This window comes from Massilia sp. HP4 (assembly GCF_005222695.1).
Classification (GTDB): Bacteria; Pseudomonadota; Gammaproteobacteria; order Burkholderiales; family Burkholderiaceae_D; genus Telluria.
In genome coordinates, this window is record NZ_STGG01000041.1 from 164982 (window position 1) to 182591 (window position 17610).

General features: G+C 66.5%; 17 protein-coding genes. 9 read left to right on the forward strand and 8 right to left on the reverse strand.

Annotation, left to right across the window (positions count from 1 at the left end):
- Positions 1-22: 22 nt before the first annotated feature.
- The 3 genes from E8M83_RS14720 to E8M83_RS14730 form a co-directional block, all read right to left on the reverse strand.
- Entirely contained in the window at positions 23-940 is a 918-nt protein-coding gene (locus tag E8M83_RS14720; RefSeq protein WP_137174093.1) for an MBL fold metallo-hydrolase, read from the reverse strand.
- Between the two features lie 159 nt (positions 941-1099).
- Positions 1100-1339, reverse strand: coding sequence for a 4-oxalocrotonate tautomerase family protein (locus E8M83_RS14725; protein WP_137174094.1), 240 nt, complete (start codon positions 1337-1339; stop codon positions 1100-1102).
- Positions 1340-1364: 25 nt separating this feature from the next.
- The gene (locus E8M83_RS14730; RefSeq protein ID WP_137174095.1) at positions 1365-2075 is read right to left on the reverse strand and encodes an SDR family NAD(P)-dependent oxidoreductase; all 711 of its coding nucleotides are present in this window, start codon (positions 2073-2075) and stop codon (positions 1365-1367) included.
- 107 nt (positions 2076-2182) lie between these two features.
- On the opposite strand from E8M83_RS14730, the gene E8M83_RS14735 reads away from it, so the two are divergent.
- Positions 2183-3070 (forward strand): LysR family transcriptional regulator, encoded by an 888-nt coding sequence (locus E8M83_RS14735; protein ID WP_137174096.1) that lies wholly within the window; start codon positions 2183-2185, stop codon positions 3068-3070.
- Positions 3071-3152: 82 nt separating this feature from the next.
- Positions 3153-3599: an FKBP-type peptidyl-prolyl cis-trans isomerase gene (locus E8M83_RS14740; protein ID WP_137174097.1), complete on the forward strand. Its 447-nt coding sequence runs from the start codon at positions 3153-3155 to the stop codon at positions 3597-3599.
- 41 nt (positions 3600-3640) lie between these two features.
- Here E8M83_RS14740 and E8M83_RS14745 read toward each other — a convergent pair whose 3' ends face one another.
- From E8M83_RS14745 to E8M83_RS14765, 5 genes are all read right to left on the reverse strand, one after another.
- A complete protein-coding gene (locus tag E8M83_RS14745; protein WP_137174098.1) occupies positions 3641-4339 on the reverse strand; it encodes a hypothetical protein in 699 nt (232 codons plus the stop codon).
- A gap of 174 nt (positions 4340-4513) precedes the next feature.
- The gene (gene lldD, locus E8M83_RS14750; protein ID WP_137174099.1) at positions 4514-5647 is read right to left on the reverse strand and encodes an FMN-dependent L-lactate dehydrogenase LldD; all 1134 of its coding nucleotides are present in this window, start codon (positions 5645-5647) and stop codon (positions 4514-4516) included.
- A gap of 9 nt (positions 5648-5656) precedes the next feature.
- Complete coding sequence (locus E8M83_RS14755; protein ID WP_137174100.1) at positions 5657-6364, reverse strand: N-acetylmuramoyl-L-alanine amidase; 708 nt, start codon at positions 6362-6364, stop codon at positions 5657-5659.
- Positions 6365-6378: 14 nt separating this feature from the next.
- Positions 6379-7971 carry an NAD(P)/FAD-dependent oxidoreductase gene (locus tag E8M83_RS14760; RefSeq protein WP_137174101.1) on the reverse strand — a complete coding sequence of 531 codons (1593 nt, stop codon included), beginning with the start codon at positions 7969-7971 and terminating at the stop codon, positions 6379-6381.
- 121 nt (positions 7972-8092) lie between these two features.
- Positions 8093-10297, reverse strand: a complete 2205-nt coding sequence (locus E8M83_RS14765) for an OsmC domain/YcaO domain-containing protein (RefSeq protein ID WP_137174102.1) — start codon at positions 10295-10297, stop codon at positions 8093-8095.
- A gap of 198 nt (positions 10298-10495) precedes the next feature.
- Between E8M83_RS14765 and E8M83_RS14770 the strand changes: the two genes are divergently transcribed.
- From E8M83_RS14770 to E8M83_RS14800, 7 genes are all read left to right on the forward strand, one after another.
- Positions 10496-11437 (forward strand): alpha/beta hydrolase, encoded by a 942-nt coding sequence (locus tag E8M83_RS14770; RefSeq protein ID WP_229491537.1) that lies wholly within the window; start codon positions 10496-10498, stop codon positions 11435-11437.
- A gap of 65 nt (positions 11438-11502) precedes the next feature.
- Positions 11503-13347 (forward strand): 3'-5' exonuclease, encoded by a 1845-nt coding sequence (locus tag E8M83_RS14775; protein ID WP_137174104.1) that lies wholly within the window; start codon positions 11503-11505, stop codon positions 13345-13347.
- An 82-nt stretch (positions 13348-13429) separates the two neighbouring features.
- Positions 13430-14026: a TetR/AcrR family transcriptional regulator gene (locus E8M83_RS14780; RefSeq protein ID WP_137174105.1), complete on the forward strand. Its 597-nt coding sequence runs from the start codon at positions 13430-13432 to the stop codon at positions 14024-14026.
- Between the two features lie 47 nt (positions 14027-14073).
- Positions 14074-15534 (forward strand): MFS transporter, encoded by a 1461-nt coding sequence (locus E8M83_RS14785; RefSeq protein ID WP_229491538.1) that lies wholly within the window; start codon positions 14074-14076, stop codon positions 15532-15534.
- Positions 15535-15599: 65 nt separating this feature from the next.
- Positions 15600-15917 (forward strand): EthD family reductase, encoded by a 318-nt coding sequence (locus tag E8M83_RS14790; protein ID WP_137174106.1) that lies wholly within the window; start codon positions 15600-15602, stop codon positions 15915-15917.
- 76 nt (positions 15918-15993) lie between these two features.
- Positions 15994-16386 (forward strand): RidA family protein, encoded by a 393-nt coding sequence (locus E8M83_RS14795; protein WP_137174107.1) that lies wholly within the window; start codon positions 15994-15996, stop codon positions 16384-16386.
- A gap of 218 nt (positions 16387-16604) precedes the next feature.
- Positions 16605-17597 carry a site-specific integrase gene (locus E8M83_RS14800; RefSeq protein ID WP_170976813.1) on the forward strand — a complete coding sequence of 331 codons (993 nt, stop codon included), beginning with the start codon at positions 16605-16607 and terminating at the stop codon, positions 17595-17597.
- Positions 17598-17610 lie beyond the last annotated feature (13 nt).

The window sequence follows — 17610 nt, forward strand, 5'->3', positions numbered from 1 at the left end:
CTGTGTGTCTTTCCAATTAGCCTCAGTGGTCCCAGAACACCGGCACCCATCGGAAGGTGTTGCCCTCGACCGCCACCCGGCCGACGGAGGGGAACGGCAGGTGGGTGGCGACCAGCAGGCCGCCGTTGTCCGCCAGCTCGCGGAACAGCGCGAGGCGCACGCGCGTCGATTCGTCCAGATCGTGTTCGAAGCCGTTATGCCATTCGGGATGGTCGAAACCGACCGGGAACATGGCGTCGCCGGCGAAGGTCAGGCGCTGGCCGTTCGATTCGACGTCGACCACGCAGTGGCCGGGCGTATGGCCGCCGGTGCGGCGCGCCAGCACGCCCGGCGCGACCTGGCACTGCTCGTCGAAGGTGTGCAGATGGTCGCCATACATGTCCATGAACTGTTTGGCGGTCGAGCGCAGCACGTCCGGCACCGGTTCCGGCATATCGGTCTGGGTGAAGTCGGGAGTGGCCCAGAACGCCACCTCGGACGCGGCCACGTGGATGCGCAGGTCGGGGCGCAGGCGTTCCTTGAGGCCGTCGACCAGCAGGCCGCCGATGTGGTCCATATGCATATGGGTGATCACGACATCGGTCACGGCAGACAGGTCGATGCCGGCGGCCTCCAGGCGGTGCGGCGTCTGGCCGGCGCGCGGGAAGCCGGGAAATTGCGAGCCCAGGCCGGTATCGACCAGCACCACCTGGTCGCCGCTCCTGGCCACCAGCACGTTCAGCGGCCAGTCGAAGGCGTCCGGCGGCAGGAACATATGGTCGAGCCAGACCGCCAGGTCGGCCGGTTCGGCATTCGTGGCCATGGTGGCGGCCGGCAGCGGCAGCACGCCGTCGCTGACCACCAGCACGTCGATCTCGCCGATGGCCAGGGCGTAGCGCGATGGGACCAGTTCTTCGGCATCCGGCCTGGCCGGCCGGATCGCATTGTCTCGTGCATTCATGATGACATCTCCTTTATAGGACGGCCCGCCTGCGCGGGCCAGGCCAGTCGGGCGACTGGCAGCGATGTCATCGTAGTCAGCGCGAAGGCCGTCCGGTAGGCCCGCGGCCGTGCTCACGGTGTTGACCGAAATGCACCAACGCGTCGGCCCCGCCGGCGGCTAGCGGCCGCCCTCCCCGGCCAGCCTGGCGCGGTATTCGGGCGTGGTCACGCCCCCGACGCCCCAGTTGTCCAGCTCGACTTCGTCGATCACGACGAAGGTGGTGGCGGGCGGCTTGCCCATCACCTCGTACAGCAGCTCGCTGACGCCCTTGATGAGCGCGCGTTTCTGTTCCGGCGTGGTGGCGCTGGCGCCGGGCGCCGTGCCTTCGCGGGTCACCTTGATGTTCACGTAGGGCATGCTTATCTCCTTCGGTGGAACCGGTTCAGGAACCCGCGACCTGGCCGCCGTCGACGTGCAGGATCTCGCCGGTCACGAAGCCCGCGTCCTCGAGGTAGAGCACGGCCTGCGCCACGTCGGCCACTTCGCCCAGGCGCTTCACCGGATGGAAGGCGGCCAGCGCTGCGTGGGTTTCGGGCGCGTGCATCGGCGTCTTGATGATGCCCGGCGAGACCGCATTGACGCGGATATTGCGGGCGGCGTATTCGACCGCGAGGCTGCGCGTGGCGGCGGCCAGGCCGCCCTTGGTCAGCGAGGCCAGCACCGACGGCACTTGCGAATTGGCGTGGTCGACCAGGGTGGTGGTGATCTGCACGATATGGCCGCCGCCCTGCTCCAGCATCGCCCGCAGCGCGTGCCGGGTGGTGTGGAAGAAGCCGTTCAGGTTAGTGGCCAGCATGTCGTCGTACTGCTGCTGCGTGTACGCCGTGAATTCGCTGGCGATGAAGATGCCGGCATTGTTGACCAGCGTGTCGACCCGGCCGAAGCGGGCCAGCGCCTGCTCCACCACATTCCGGGCCGTGGCCGGGTCGCCGATGTCGCCGGCGATCGTCAGGTAGTTCGGGTCGCTCGACGGCTGGATGGAACGCGAGGTGCCGACCACGCGGTAGCCGCGCTCCAGGAAGGCCCGGGCGATGCCGGCGCCCAGGCCCTGCGAGGCGCCGGTGACGATCGCGACTTTCTGATGATGGTTCATGGTATTCCCTTTCTTGGCTGGATGAAGTGCCCCGGGCACGCAAGGCCGCGACGGCAAGACCAAGATAGCCCCCGGCCGCCTGTTCGAAAATCCGCTATTCTTGATCAATGACTGAGAAAAAACGCACAGAGCCCGACTGGCAGGACATCCGCGTATTCCTGGCGCTGGCGCGCTATGGAAGCCTGTCGGCGGCCGCCCGCGCGCTGTCGACGAACCACTCGACGATTTCGCGCCGCCTGCATTCGCTCGAAGCGACGCTTGGCGAAAAGCTGGTGGAGCGGCGCCCCGAGGGATACGTGCTGACTGCCGCGGGCACGCACGCGCTCGCTGCGGCCGATGCGATGGAGTCGGCCGTGCACACCCTCGGGCGCGGCCCCAGCGATGGCGCGCCGCGCGGCCTGGTGCGGGTGAATGCGCCGCCGGGCCTGTCCCAGGGCTTCCTGGTGGCCAGGCTGGCCCGGCTGCCGCTGCAGCATCCCGGCATCGACATCGACCTGGCCACCGACCTGCGTGCGGTGAGCCTGGAGCGCCACGTGACCGATATCGCGATCCGGCTCGGACGGCCGCAGGATGGCGACGTCCTCGCCAGGCCGCTGGGCCGCATGGGTTTCGGTTTCTATGGCCTGCCGGCCCTGTGCGAACGCATCGGGAACGGCGAACAACCCGTGTTCATCGGCTTCGACGAGGCCAATGCCTACTTGCCCGAAGCGGTCTGGCTGGCGCGCCACCACCCGCGCGCGCGGGTCGCGTTCCGGGCCAACAACCAGGTGGCGCAGGCCACGGCGGCCGGCGCCGGCGTCGGGATCGCGCTGCTGCCCCACTACATCGGACGCAGCGCACCTGGGCTGCGCCAGTGCGCGCTGGCGCCGGCGCCGCCAGCGCGCGAGATCTGGCTGCTGACCCGCGGGCAGGACCGCAAGGACCTGCCGATCCGCACCGTCGTCGACTACCTGGTCGAGGCGTTCGATGCCGAGCGGGCCCTGTTCGACGAGTGAGCGTGCAAGCGGTGTTGGCTTCTGGCGCGGCGCAGGGTATGCTGCCGGGATTCCATTTCGCCAACCTTCAAGAAAGAACCCTATGAAACACCTGCTGTCTTCCTGCGTCTTCGGCCTTGGATTGACGCTCGCCCTGGCCGGCTGCGACCGCGCCAAGGCGCCCACGGCGGCCACGCCTGCAGCGCCGGCCGTCGCCTTCCAGAAGATCGACACCGTCCCCGGCGCCGGCAAGGAAGCCGTGGCCGGCGCCACCGCCGTGGTCAACTACACCGGCTGGCTGTACGCGCCGGGCACCGAATCGCTGCGCGGCAACCAGTTCGATTCCTCGGCCGGCCGCTCGCCGTTCAGCTTCCAGCTCGGCGCCGGCCAGGTCATCCGCGGTTGGGACGAAGGCGTGCAAGGCATGAAGGTCGGCGGCAAGCGCACCCTGATCCTGCCGCCCGAGATGGGCTATGGCGCCGGCGGCGCAGGTCCGATTCCACCGAATGCGAGCCTGATCTTCGACGTCGAATTGCTCGACGTGCGCTAAGAGCTTGTCCCGACGGGCGCCGAGACCCGCCACGAGAGGCATCAGACCTGATTGTCCTCGTGACGCGCGAACACTGGCTCGCTGACGTCGCGCGCCTTGTGGCCCTGGCCCTCGGGCTGGACCATGAACCGCAAGGAGTCGGCGAGCGACACTTCGTCGCCATCACTGTCCTTCCCTATCGGCCCCCGGGGCGAAAACGTGCTGATTGCGTCACCCAGCACATTGATCATCCGGTCGGCGCTGCGGTACGCGGCCGGGGGAAGCTCGGACATCCGCGCCAGAATCGCGCAGTCGACCTGCGTGCGAGGCAGCCAGTATGCGCTGGATGCATATCCCGCGCTCCAGCGCAGCCCGCCTCCCTCGATGCCCACCTCGAGGTTGAGCAAATCCTTTGCGCCGTAGCACGAACCAATCAGTACGCCAGTAATGTTGCAGGTTTCCGCATACTTCTCCACGATCTCGAAAATATCCAGAAGCTCGACGTGCCCCGCTTGGTCGCCATCGCCATGCGCGGCGATGTACACGATCGTGTTGCGATAGGGAGACTTCGCCAGGCACTTCATCGCGATTTCCTTGCTCGCTTCGTCATAGTAATTCGCGTGCAGCACATCCATGTCGCCCGCCAGCTTGGCCACGCCCTCGACGAAGGGCAGCACGCTGCTTCGATTCGCGTCTTCGTTATCGAGTTCCCACGGCGATTCGAGCACGATGATCGCGCGGCCGGCATGTCTTCTTGGCATGGTCTTCCTTGTAAGATTGAGCGAACTGTTGGAGCGAAACGCCGAGATGAAACCTGGTATGCCCCGTCGACAAAACATTCCCAGGAAACGCGGCGGTGCGACAAGCCGCGTCGCCTACCCCAACGGCAATTAAAGTTGCCGCCTCTCAATTCCAGCCAGTCCGGGCGCGCTTGGTCAACGCGCCAGCAGATGCGGCCCGATCTCGCCCACGGAGCGCACCCCGGTCAAGACCATCGTGGTGCGCAAGTCCTTCTCCATGATCTGCAGCAGCCGATCGACACCGCGCTGGCCGTCGGTCGCCAGCGCATACACGAAAGCGCGGCCAATCAGGACGCTGTCGGCGCCCAGCGCCAGCATGCGAAACACGTCGGTGCCGGTGCGCACGCCGCCGTCGGCGAAGATCGTCAACCGGTCCTTCACCGCCGCCGCGATCGCGGGCAGCGCTTCGGCGCTCGATGGCGCACCATCGAGCTGGCGCCCACCGTGGTTCGACACCACGATGCCGTCGGCGCCAAAGGCCACCGCGTCGCGCGCGTCGTCCGGGTCGAGGATGCCCTTGATGACCAGCTTGCCCTGCCACTCGTCGCGGATCCACTGCAGGTCTTGCCAGGCGATGCCCGGATCGAAGTTCGCGCCCAGCCAGCCGATGTAGTCGGCCAGGCCGGCGGCGCTGCCGCGGTAGGCCGAGATGTTGCCCAGGTCGTGGGGCCGGCCGTGCAGGCCGACGTCCCAGGCCCAGCGCGGATGCAGCATCGATTGCAGCACGCGCCGCAGCGGCCCGTTCGCGCCGCTCATGCCGCTGTGCGCATCGCGGTAGCGCGCGCCCGGCACCGGCATGTCGACCGTGAACACCAGCGTCCTCGAACCCAGCTCCCATGCACGGCGCATCACGTCGCGCATGAAGCCGCGGTCCTTGAGCACATACAGCTGGAACCAGATCGGTTTCGACGCCTTGGCCGCGACCTCGGCCAGCGGGCAGACCGACACCGTCGACTGGATGAAGGCGATATCCCGGTGACAGGCAGCGCGCACCGCCTGAACCTCGCCGCGCCGCGCATACATGCCGGCCAGCCCCACCGGGGCCAGCGCGATCGGCAGCGCGTAGCGTTCGCCGAACAGGTCCACACCCAGGTCGAGCTCTTCGGAACCGCGCAGCACGCGCTGGCGCAGCTTGACAGCCTGCAGGTCGTCGACGTTGCTGCGCAGGGTCTGCTCGGCGCCGGCGCCGCCGTCGAGATAATGGAACAGGAAGGGCGGCAGCCGGCGGCGTGCCGCTTCGCGAAAGTCGAGGGCGGACGAGATGATCATGGTCGCAGTCTACGCCGGCCCGGGCCGGGCTGTCCATGCCAGGCGAATGGACAATCGCCTCTCAGTGCCCGGCATCGTGCTGCGCGCGCGGCGCAACTGGCGCTGGGTCGGCTCCGCGATCGATGCGCGGCGCCGCTGGGCACGCAACGCCTGCAGCGCGGCGCCGCCAGGGCCGTTCATGATGAAATGCACCTCGTCCTCGGCGTACCCCGGGTCCCAGTGGATGTTCTCGGGCACATGACAGTGACCGTAATGGCCCGATTCGGCGCTCCAGACAAGCGGGTCGCGACTGTGCCCACCGGGGTCCCGGCCATCGCGCGCGGGCTTCGGCAAGCCGTTCGGCCAGTGCAGCGCGACGGCATGGGTCGCCTCGATCCAGCGGCACAGCCGCGCGATGTTTTCCAAGGTGGCGGCACGCTTGGGCAGGTGGGCGAAGCCGACCACCTCGATCTGGATCGCCGACAGCAGATTGGTTTCGGGCGGCACGCCACGGTTGTTGCGCAGCGTGCGCGCCGCGACGGCGGTATCGATGTGCTGGTAGATGCCTTCGTGATCCACCGTGAAATGCGGATCGACCCGCGCCTGCCGATAGGTCTCGAAGGCGCTGCGCGCGGTGCTGCCCTCGGTGGTGTGGTGGACGATCCGGAACGGCCCGCCCGTGTAGGGACCGGCGCCGCCACTGATCGGCACCTGGCTGGCGAACGGGCAGCGGGCCATCGGCGCCTCGCACGTTAGCGCGCGACGTCGCGCAGCACCTCGCGCGCCGCGTTATGGCCCGGCGCCCCGGTGACGCCGCCGCCCGGATGGTTGCCCGAGCCGCAGGTGTACAGCCCCTTCACCGGGCCGCGGTAGTCGGCGTGGCCCAGCATCGGACGCGCCGAGAACAGCTGGTCCAGGCCCAGCGCGCCGTGGAAGATATCGCCGCCGACCAGGCCGAAGGTGCGCTCCAGGTCCAGTGGGCTCATGATCTGGCGTCCCAGCACCGAGCGTTTGAAGTTCGGCGCATGGCGGTCGACGGTCTCGATCATGAGGTCGGCCACGCGCTCGCGGTGCGCATCCCAGCTCGATCCGTCTGGCAGCTGCGGCGCCACGTGCTGGCAGAACAGGCTCGCCACATGCTGGCCGGCCGGCGCCAGCGTCGGGTCGAGCGTGGACGGGATCAGGAGTTCGACAATCGGCGCGCGCGCCCAGCCGTGCGCACGCGCGTCGTGGTAGGCGCGTTCCATATACGCCAGGCTCGGGGCGATGACGATGCCGCTGCCGTGGTGCGCCGCCGGCGCCCTGCCCGGCAGGCAGGTAAAATCGGGCAGCTCGGACAGCGCCACGTTCATGCGGAAGGTGCCGGAACCGCAGCGCCAGGCCTCCATGCGGCGCAAGAAGTCGCCCGGCAGCGTGGCCGGATCGACCAGGCGCGTATACAGCAGGCGCGGGTTCAGGTTCGAGACGACCACCCGGGCGTCGAGCCGCTCGCCCTTGCCGGTCACCACCCCGGTCGCGCGACCCTGTTCCAGCAGCACTTCGGCCACCGCGCACCCGGTGCGGATCTCGACGCCGCGCGCCTGTGCCGCCTTCGCCATCGCCTGGGTGATGGCGCCCATGCCGCCGATCGCATGGCCCCAGGCGCCCTTCCTGCCATTGACCTCCCCGAACACGTGGTGCAGCAACACATAGGCCGATCCGGGCGTGTAGGGACTGGCGTAGTTGCCCACCACGCTGTCGAAGCCATACACGGCCTTGATCGGATCGCTCTCGAACCAGCCGTCCAGATAGTCGCCAGCCGACTTGGTGAACAGGTCCAGCAGTTCGCGCTGGGCCGCCAGCGGCAGCTTGCGCATGCGGTTACCCAGCCTGCCGGCCTTGGCCAGCTCGGGCAGCGCGGCCAGCCAGCCGCCCTCGGTGCGATTGGGCGGCGTCTGCAGCACCAGTTCGCGCAGCAGGTCGGCGGCGATGTCCAGGTGGCGCTGGTAGTCGTCGAGGCGATCGGCGTCGCGCTGGGAGAACTTGGCTACCTCGGCGGCGGTCTGGCCGGCGCCGATCTTCAGGTAGCGGCCATCGTCCAACGGGAGAAAATTGGAAAGCGGACGTTCGACGATGCGCAAGCCGTGCCGGCCCAGCGCCATGTCGTGGATGACCCTGGGGTTGAGCAGCGAGACCGTGTAGGCGGCCACGGAGTTGCGAAAGCCGGGGTGGAATTCTTCGGTGACCGCGGCGCCGCCGACGACGTCGCGCTGCTCGAGCACCGTGACCTTCAGGCCGGCGCGGGCCAGGTACCAGGCGCAGACCAGGCCATTGTGGCCGGCGCCGATGATGATTGCGTCGCGCATCGGGCTTCCCCTCGGAGACTGCGGTGATCATGTGCGGGCGAACACGACGATTCTACCGATGGCGTGGCCGAACGGCAAAAAAAGCCCCTGCGAACAGGGGCCGGATCAGACGGATGATGATCTAGGACAAAGTCGCAGCGGCTTTGGCGCGCGCCGCATGCAGCTTGCGGTAGCTGTCGATCAGGCGGTGATGTCGGTCCAGCCCTTCCAGCGCCATGCTGGTCGGCGCCAGGCCGTAAAAACGCACGCTGCCGTCGACCGAGCCCAGCACCGCATCCATGCGCGCGTCGCCGAACATGCGGCGCAAGTTGACGACGTAGTCGTCGAGTGCGAGTTCGTCGTCGAGCTCCACCTCCAGCACCACGTTCAGGGCCTGGTAGAACAGCCCGCGCTCGACGGTGTTGTCGTTGTATTGCAGGAAGGCGCCCACCAGTTCATGGGCGTCCTCGAAGCGCTGCAGCGCCAGGTTGATCAACAGGCGCAGTTCGAGCACCGTCAGCTGACCCCAGTCGGTGTTTTCGTCGAACTCGACGCCGATCAGGGTAGCGATATCGGAATACTCGTCCAGCTCATTGTTTTCCAGGCGCTCGAGGAGCGCTTCCAGGCTGTCGTCGTCCAGGCGGTGCAGGTTCAGTACATCGGCGCGGAACAGCAGCGATTTATTGGTATTGTCCCACACCAGGTCCTCGACCGGGTACACCTCGGAATAACCCGGCACCAGGATGCGGCAAGCCACGGCGCCCAGCTCGTCGTACACGGCGGTATAGACTTCCTTGCCCATCTCTTCAAGGATGGCGAGCAGGGTCGCGGCTTCCTCGGCGTTCGCGTTCTCGCCCTGGCTGGTGAAATCCCACTCGACGAAGTCGACGTCCGCCCTGGCACTGAAGAAGCGCCACGACACCACGCCGCTCGAATCGATGAAGTGCTCGACAAAGTTATACGGCTCGGTCACGGCTTCGCTGGCGAAGGTCGGCCGCGGCAGGTCGTTCAGGCCTTCGAAGCTGCGTCCCTGCAGCAGTTCGGTCAGGCTGCGCTCGAGCGCCACCTCGAAGCTCGGATGCGCGCCGAAGGATGCGAACACGCCGCCGGTGCGCGGATTCATCAGGGTCACGCACATCACCGGGTATTGGCCGCCCAGCGAGGCATCCTTGACCAGCACCGGGAAGCCCTGCTCCTCCAGGCCCTTGATACCGGCCACGATGCCCGGATATTTCGCCAATACCTCTTGCGGCACGTCCGGCAAGGCCATTTCGCCTTCGAGGATTTCGCGCTTGACGGCGCGCTCGAAGATCTCGGACAGGCATTGCACCTGCGCCTCGGCCAGGGTATTACCGGCGCTCATGCCATTGCTGGCATACAGGTTCTCGATCAGGTTCGATGGGAAATACACGACTTCGCCGTCGGACTGGCGCACGAAGGGCAGCGACACGATGCCGCGCTCCACATTGCCCGAATTGGTGTCGACCAGGTGCGAGCCGCGCAATTCGCCCTCGGGGTCGTAGATCTCCAGGCTGTATCCATCCAGGATCTCCGGGGGCAGCGCATCGCCGGCTCCGGGCTTGAACCAGCGCTCGTTCGGATAATGCACGAAGGGCGCGTTGGCGATGTCCTCGCCCCAGAAGGCGCCGGCATAGAAGTGGTTATTGTTCAGGCGCTCGATGTATTCGCCCAGGGCCGAGGCCAGCGCGCTTTCCTTGGTCGCCCCCTTGCCGTTGGTGAAGCACATCGGCGAATGCGCATCGCGGATATGCAGCGACCATACATTGGGGACGATATTGCGCCACGAAGCGATCTCGATCTTGATGCCCCAGCTGGCCAACATGCCCGACATATTGGCGATGGTCTGCTCGAGCGGCAGGTCCTTGCCGGGGATATAGGTTTGCGATGCCGACGAAGGCTGCACCGTCAGCAGGGCCTGGGCGTCGGCGTCGAGGTTGGCCACCTCTTCGATCACGAAATCGGGACCTTCCTGCACGACTTTCTTGACCGTGCAGCGGTCGATCGAGCGCAGGATGCCTTGGCGGTCTTTTTCGGAAATGTCGGCCGGAAGCTCGACCTGGATCTTGAAAATCTGCTTGTAGCGGTTTTCCGGGTCGACGATATTGTTTTGCGACAGGCGGATATTCTCGGTCGGGATATTCCGGGTATTGCAGTACAACTTCACGAAATACGCCGCGCACAGGGCGGACGAAGCCAGGAAATAATCGAAAGGCCCCGGCGCCGAGCCGTCGCCTTTATAGCGGATCGGCTGGTCGGCGACGACGGTGAAATCGTCGAACTTGGCTTCCAGGCGAAGCTTGTCGAGGAAGTTGACTTTAATTTCCATGGGAGAATTCCGAATACGAAAGGACAATCAGGCAAAAATCGAAAGCCCTGTAGGAACAGGGCTTATGGGACAGTATTACAGTAAGGGAATTCCCTCAGAAGAGGACTATTTTAGCATGGCCACTATCGGGGCCATGTCGCCAGACCATCATCACAACGATCACCAGGGACAGCTATGCACATAACAAGGAGACACCTCTTGAAACAGCTCGGCGCCGCCATGCTGGCCGCATCCACATCGGCCAAGGCAGCAGGCTGGCCCGCCGCGCCGGCCACGATCCCGCTCTGGCCGGAAGGCGTGCCGGGGGCCAGGGCCGGCCTCGAACCGGAACGCTTCGTCGACGGCAGGATCAGCAGGGTGGCCGATCCCACGCTGACCGTGTACCCGCCCGCGGTCGACCGCGCCAACGGCAGCGCGGTCATCATCTGCCCGGGCGGCGGCTACGAGCGCCTGGCCATCGTGCGCGAAGGCGAGCAGCACGCGCGCTGGCTGTCCAGCCTGGGCGTGACCGCCTTCGTCCTCAAATACCGCATGCGCGAATTCGGTCATCCGGCGCCGCTGCAGGACGTGCTGCGCGCGGTGCGCCTGGTGCGCGCGCAGGCGGCCCGGCACAAGCTGCAGCCGGATCGCATCGGCGTGATGGGCAGTTCGGCCGGCGGCCACCTGGCGGCCAGCGCCGGCACCCTGTTCGACCATCCGCTCGGCCGCACGGGCGCCGCGCTCGACGCGGTCAGCGGGCGGCCCGACTTCTTGATGCTGATGTATCCGGTGATCGCGCTCGACGGACCGGCGGCCCACGGCGGATCGCGCACCGCCCTGCTCGGACCTTCGCCGAGCGCCGCGGACATCGAATTGATGTCGGTCGCGCGCCAGGTCACGGCGCGCACCCCGCCGACCCTGCTGATCCATACCCAGGACGATGCCGCGGTGCCGGTCGAGAACAGCATCCTGTTCTATCAAGCCCTGACGCGCGCGAAGGTGCCGGCCGAGATGCACCTGTTCGAGCACGGCGAGCATGGCATGGGCATGCGCTCGGGCCTGGGCAACGCCTCGATGTGGCCGCGCCGGGCCGAGGAGTGGCTGCGCGTGCGCGGCCTGCTCGATGTGGCAAGCGGGGCTGGCGCTGGCCGTACGCCGTGAGGATTGGCGAGTTTTCGGGCACACTGGTCCCGTAGAATAATGCAGGACGAAACAAAGGAGCGCATATGGCAACGCTGATTCCTTCGATCGGCGCCTGCGCCTCGCGGATGACGCCCGGTGAACGGCGCCTGGCGGCCCGCCTCGAAGACAAGCTGGAAGACGATTACCTGTGCTGGTATGACGTCTCGATCGGCGAGCGCACGCAGCATCCGGACTTCGTGGTCTTCCATCCGAACCGGGGCCTCTTGGTGCTGGAGGTCAAGGACTGGCGTCCCGAGACGATCCGCAGCATCGACAAGCAGACCGTCGGCATTCTCACCGACGCCGGCATCAAGCAGGTACAGAATCCGCTGGAGCAGGCAAGCCAGTACATGTTCGCCGTCACCAACAAGCTCGAGCGCGACCCACAACTGGTGTGGCCAAGCGGATCGCTGAAAGGCAAGCCGTTCTTTCCTTACGGCCACGGCGTGGTGCTGAGCAATATCAGCCGCAAGCAGTTCGATAAGGCCGAGCTGGGCGAAGTCATGCCGCCGCATCTCGTCATCTGCCAGGACGAGATGACGGAGGGCGCAGATGCGGAGGCCTTCCAGGGGCGGCTCTGGCAAATGTTCCCCATCAAGTTCAAGATGAAACTGAGCTTGCCGCAGATCGACCGCATCCGCTGGCATATATTCCCCGAAGTGCGCATCCCGGCCCAACCCGGCGCCTTCGACGAACCGGGGAAACTGACGGTCGAGCTGCCGGACGTACTGCGCGTGATGGACCTGCAGCAGGAACAACTAGCGCGCAGCCTGGGCGAAGGCCATCGCGTCATCCACGGCGTCGCCGGCTCGGGCAAGACACTGATCCTCGGCTACCGCGCCGAACACCTGGCGAAATCGTCCGCACGGCCGATCCTGGTCCTGTGCTACAACAAGACGCTGGCGACCAAGCTTGCCAGCGTGATGGAAACGAAGGGCTTGCAGGACAAGGTCCATGTCGCCACCTTCCATGCCTGGTGCGTGCGGCAGCTCGACGCCTACCACGCGGGCAAGCCGGTCAACGATGGCGATGCGAATGCCTTCTTCGAAGCCTGCGTGGACCGCGTGATCCATTCGGTCGACCAGGGCCTGGTGCCGTCCGCGCAATACGACGCGGTGCTGATCGACGAAGGCCATGACTTCAAGCCGGAATGGTTCAAGCTGGTGGTGCAGATGGTCCATCCGGACTCGAACTCGCTGCTGGTGCTGTACGACGACGCCCAGTCGATCTATGGCGGCGACCGCAAGCGATCGCGGTTTTCGTTCTCGAGCGTCGGCATCCAGGCCAAGGGCCGCACCACCATCCTGAAGCTCAACTACCGCAACACGGCCGAGATCCTGGCGGTGGCGCGCGCATTCGCCGACCAGCTGCTGGCGCCGAGCGACGCCGAGGAAGACCAGGCGCCGACGGTGCTGCCGATGAGCGCTGGACGGCGCGGTCCAAAACCGCTGTTCATCACCCTGCCCACGCTGAAGGACGAAGCGGCGTTCCTGGCCGAGCGCCTGGTCGAGGCCAACCGGCTCGGTACGCCCTGGAACGAGATGGCGGTCGTCTACCGCCGCTACGGGATCGGCAAGCTGGTCGTCGATGCCCTCGCGCGCAAGGGCATTCCATTCCAGTGGCAGCAGGATCGCAAGCAGTCGTTCACCCCTGCGCACGACAGCGTCAAACTGATCACCATGCACAGCAGCAAGGGGCTCGAATTCCCGCTGGTCTGCATCCCCGGCATCGGCGCGGCATCGAAGGACGAAGAAGATCCGGCCGATGAGGCGCGCCTGCTGTACGTGGCGATGACCCGCGCCACGCACGAGCTGCTCATGACGCATAGCGAGACCTCGCTCGTGTCCGACAAGCTGGCTGGCGCGATGGGCGTGCTGCGCGCCTTCTGATCGCCGCTTGCCATGACGGGCGGCCGATGCTAACATAGGAACCAATCGGTTCACATATCCCATCACGACAGGCGACGACATCATGGCCAACCAGTCCGGTATCGGGCGTCCCCGCGAATTCGAGCTCGACGTCGCCGCGCGCGACGCGATGGACGTGTTCTGGGACCGCGGCTACGAAGGTGCTTCCCTGCCGGACCTGATCGAGGGCACCGGCCTGTCGCGCGGCAGCCTGTACAAGGCCTTCGGCGACAAGAAGGGCTTGCTGCTGGCGGCGCTCGACCTGTACATGGACAAAGGCCTGCAGATCACCGCGGAGCTCCTTGCTGAACCTGGGTCGGCAAAGGCGGCGATTCGCTCCTCGCTGCTGCGGCTGGCCGCGCTGTCTTCGGGCGACCTCGGACGCCGTGGCTGCCTCATCGTGGCCATGGCCACCGAGGTCGGCACGCACGACCCGGACATCGCCGAGCGCACCGGGCGCATGTTCCGGCGCCTGCAGCAACTGTATGCCGGCGCGATCGCACGCGGCCAGGCCGATGGCGAGATCGCGGCAGGCGACGCCCAGGTGCTGGCGCACTTTTTGGTGTGCCAGATCCAGGGCATGCGGGTGCTGGGGAAGACCGGCGTGCCCGAGGCCGAGATGATCGCCATCGTCGACACCGCCATGCGCATCCTCGACTGATTTTTTTTGCCCACTTTGGAACCATTTAGTTCCTTATGGAGAATTACATGCATCAAGACACAGCAACCCCATTACCCGAGCCGCGCCGCTGGGCCATGTTCGCCGTCCTGCTGGTCGGTTCCTTCCTGCCGCCGCTGGATTTCTTCATCGTCAATGTCGCGCTCCCGTCGATCCAGCACGAGCTGGGCGCGTCGTCATCGGCCGAACAGCTCGTCATTTCGTCCTACGCCGCGCTGTATGCGGTGACCCTGATTACCGGCGGCCGGCTGGGCGACCTGTTCGGCCGCGGGCGCATGTTCTTCGTCGGCCTGGTGGGCTTTGCGGCCGCCTCGCTGCTGTGCGGCCTGGCGTGGTCGCCGTGGGCGCTCATCGCCGGACGCGCCCTGCAGGGGGTGACGGCGGCGATCATGGCGCCGCAGGCACTCGCCTCGGTCCAGGCGATCTTCCCGGAAGCCGAAAAACCGCGCGCCCTTGGCCTGTATGGCGCGGTGTTCGGCCTGGCCTCCGTGATCGGACAGGCGCTGGGCGGCATCCTGATTTCGCTCGACCTGTTCGGCATGGGCTGGCGCGCGATCTTCCTGGTCAACCTGCCGGTGGCGTTCCTGGTCGTGGTATTCGGCATCCCCTTGCTGAAAGAGACGCGCGCGCCGCGCGCAAGCCGGCTGGATCCGGGCGGCACGCTGCTGTCGATCGTCACCCTCGGCGCCCTGATCGTGCCGCTGATCGAAGGCCGAGAAGCCGGCTGGCCGTGGTGGTCCTGGCTCTCGCTGGCCGCGGCGCCGCTGCTGGCGTGGTTCTTCTGGCGTCATGAAGGCAGGCTGGCGCGCGCCGGTGGTTGGCCCCTGCTCGATCCGGCGGCGCTGCGCGCGCCGGGGCTGGGCCGGGCCCTGGTCATCGCGCTGCTGTTCTACACGATCGCCGCCTTCTTCCTGCTGTTCTCGGTCTATCTGCAAAATGCGCTGGGGGTGAGCGCACTGGACGCGGGCCTGGTGTTCCTGCCCCTCGGCATCGGCTACCTGCTCGGACCCTTGACCACGCCGTTCGGCAGGCGTTTATTTGGCGACTGGGTCAATCCGATCGGCATGGGAACCCTGGCCGCGGGCTTCCTGGGCCTGGCATGGCTGGTCACGACGACGCCGACCGGGGTTGCGCCACCGTCGGTGCCCCTGGCCGCGATCCTGTTCGTCATCGGATTCGGGCAGGGACTTTCCCTGCCGCCGCTGATGCGGATGATCACGGGCCGCGTGGCGCCAGCCTTCTCGGGCATGATCGCCGGAGTCGCCAGCTCGACCCTGCAAGTGAGCACCGCGCTGAGCGTGGCGCTGATCGGCGGGATCTTCTACACCATCCGCGGCGTCCACGACGACCCGGCATTGACCACGCACGCCTTCACCGTCGCCATCCTGTGCATCGCGGCCTGCTTGGCGGTAGGCGCGGTGCTGGGTATGACGCTCGCCTGGCAGCCCGGCGCCGCGGCCGCCGCGGCGCGCCGCACGAGCGACGCCTGAGCCAGCTGGCATGCAGGTTTTTTTTCACCGGCGCCTCGCTGGCGCCATATCGGGAGTGCCAACAAATGGATGCAAACAGTTCTTCGGTCATCGTCTACGTCTCTTACCAGGGGACGCCGGATACCCGCTTCGATCGCGATTACTACGTGACGCGCCACCTGCCCCTGTGCATGCAGGCCTGGAGCAAGTATGGATTGCTGGGCGTGACGGCGCTCTTCCCTGCCCTGGATGAAGAAGGCACCATCGCTGTCTGCGAGTGCGTCTTCCGTGACGAAGCGGCGATGCAGGCCTCATTCTCGTCGCCGGAGCTGGCGAGTGTGATGGCGGACCTGCCGCACTTCACCGATGTTGCACCGACCCGCCTGCGCGGCGTCATGCCGTAGCCTGTCGAGCGAGGAATGGGGCCCCGGTCGGGCCCGGTTCCGGCTCCGTGTATCATCGCCTGAAAGGAGAGCCATCTTGCCCGGCAAGGAAATCATCGTTCCCGCATCCATGCGGGAGCTCGCGCAACGCGCGGGATATGCACCGGCCGTCGTGGTCGGGACCACGGTCTATTGCGCGGGACAGGTAGGCCGCACGCCGGACCTGCAAGTCATCGCCGACCCCGAGGCCCAGTTCGCGGCCTGCTGGGACAACCTGCGGCTGGTACTGGCGGAAGCCGGCTGCACCTTCGACGACGTCGTCGACATGACCACCTACCATGTGGACATGAAGCAGCATATGGATGTGTTTCGTCGCGTGAAGGATTCCGTCTTCCCGCGCGGCCGCTGTGCCTGGACCTGCGTCGGTGTCGTCGAGCTGGCCCATCCGGGATTGCTCGTTGAAGTCAAATGCATCGCTGTCCGGAAATGACGACGCGCGAATCCGGCGGCCTTCGCTAGCGGCGCAGGCCGGCTTCAAGTGTCCAGGGCCGGGGCAAGCCGCCGCCCGCCCTTTCCTGGTTGCTTGCTTGTATATCGTGATCGGATTCGAAGTCAGCGGCATCGAATATATTCGGGTTGCGGTATTCTCGCGTTGGTTAGTTACGTTTTATGTTAGGATCGAGGCTTCTCCATCCGAGGCGACTCATCATGCCGATCCATACTTCGTGGGATGCCGATCCGGTGCGCTCGTTCAGGGACTTCGTGTCCACCCCGGCATTTGCCGAAACCGGCCGCCGGATGCGCGCCGATGGCACGCTGAGGGTGTTGTCGGCCGAGTCGGCAAAGATCTACCTGTTCATGTTCAACAACGTGGCAAGCTGGTTCCAGGAACACGGCCTCGCCTTCTCCCGGGTCACGCAGGCCGACCTGCTGCGCTTCATCGGCCGCACCGTCAAGGGCAAGCGCGTCCTGAACAGCAAGATCGCCTACCGCTACCTGCGCCTGCTGGAACGCTGCTACGAACACCTGGGCGTCACGCCGAATCCGGCGCAGCTGGCGATCCTGAACATCGACCGCGCGCATATGGCAAAGGACGACGCGGGCCGCACGCTGTCCGAAGACCAATTGCAGCGCTTCTTCGCGGCCCTGCCGGCAGACGCGCCGCGGCAAAGGCGCTCCACCCCGTTCGACGGCTGGAAGCGCCGGCGCGACCGCGCGATGCAGGTCGTCATCGCCCTGGCCGGCCTGCGGGTGTCGGAGGCGGTTGGATTGCTGCTGCCCGAGGTGGGCCGCCAGGCGGCGATCGACGGCTCGATCCTGCTGACCATCACGCCGGACGAAAAGCATGACACCAGCCATGAACACACGGTCGCCCTCCCCCGCGAAGGCGCCGACGAACTCGGCGCCTGGTTGCAGGAGCGCGAAGCGATGGCGCTCCCGGGCCAGTTCGTCTTTCCGGCCAACCTGACGGGCGCCAGGATGACACGCAAGACCGTCTATATGCAGATGCGGGCGACCTTCGAGCGCGCCGGCATGGACCTGGCGCGCTCGGGCGGGCGCACCTTGCGCAACACCTTCGCGAAACGCCAGCTCGACAACGGCGCCGACCCGGACGACCTGAAGGACGTGCTGGGCCTGGCGCTCGAGCGTTCCGCCGCCGACTACAAGCTCACCCGCGTGAAGCCCGATCCGGAAGAATAGACCGGGCCCGGCG

Excerpts from the sequence above, each read along its gene's own strand:
- E8M83_RS14720 (WP_137174093.1), bottom strand. The coding sequence starts at position 940 with ATGAATGCACGAGACAATGCGATCCGGCCGGCCAGGCCGGATGCCGAA.
- E8M83_RS14725 (WP_137174094.1), bottom strand. The coding sequence starts at position 1,339 with ATGCCCTACGTGAACATCAAGGTGACCCGCGAAGGCACGGCGCCCGGC.
- E8M83_RS14730 (WP_137174095.1), bottom strand. The coding sequence starts at position 2,075 with ATGAACCATCATCAGAAAGTCGCGATCGTCACCGGCGCCTCGCAGGGC.
- E8M83_RS14735 (WP_137174096.1), top strand. The coding sequence starts at position 2,183 with ATGACTGAGAAAAAACGCACAGAGCCCGACTGGCAGGACATCCGCGTA.
- E8M83_RS14740 (WP_137174097.1), top strand. The coding sequence starts at position 3,153 with ATGAAACACCTGCTGTCTTCCTGCGTCTTCGGCCTTGGATTGACGCTC.
- E8M83_RS14745 (WP_137174098.1), bottom strand. The coding sequence starts at position 4,339 with ATGCCAAGAAGACATGCCGGCCGCGCGATCATCGTGCTCGAATCGCCG.
- lldD (WP_137174099.1), bottom strand. The coding sequence starts at position 5,647 with ATGATCATCTCGTCCGCCCTCGACTTTCGCGAAGCGGCACGCCGCCGG.
- E8M83_RS14755 (WP_137174100.1), bottom strand. The coding sequence starts at position 6,364 with ATGGCCCGCTGCCCGTTCGCCAGCCAGGTGCCGATCAGTGGCGGCGCC.
- E8M83_RS14760 (WP_137174101.1), bottom strand. The coding sequence starts at position 7,971 with ATGCGCGACGCAATCATCATCGGCGCCGGCCACAATGGCCTGGTCTGC.
- E8M83_RS14765 (WP_137174102.1), bottom strand. The coding sequence starts at position 10,297 with ATGGAAATTAAAGTCAACTTCCTCGACAAGCTTCGCCTGGAAGCCAAG.
- E8M83_RS14775 (WP_137174104.1), top strand. The coding sequence starts at position 11,503 with ATGGCAACGCTGATTCCTTCGATCGGCGCCTGCGCCTCGCGGATGACG.
- E8M83_RS14780 (WP_137174105.1), top strand. The coding sequence starts at position 13,430 with ATGGCCAACCAGTCCGGTATCGGGCGTCCCCGCGAATTCGAGCTCGAC.
- E8M83_RS14785 (WP_229491538.1), top strand. The coding sequence starts at position 14,074 with ATGCATCAAGACACAGCAACCCCATTACCCGAGCCGCGCCGCTGGGCC.
- E8M83_RS14790 (WP_137174106.1), top strand. The coding sequence starts at position 15,600 with ATGGATGCAAACAGTTCTTCGGTCATCGTCTACGTCTCTTACCAGGGG.
- E8M83_RS14800 (WP_170976813.1), top strand. The coding sequence starts at position 16,605 with ATGCCGATCCATACTTCGTGGGATGCCGATCCGGTGCGCTCGTTCAGG.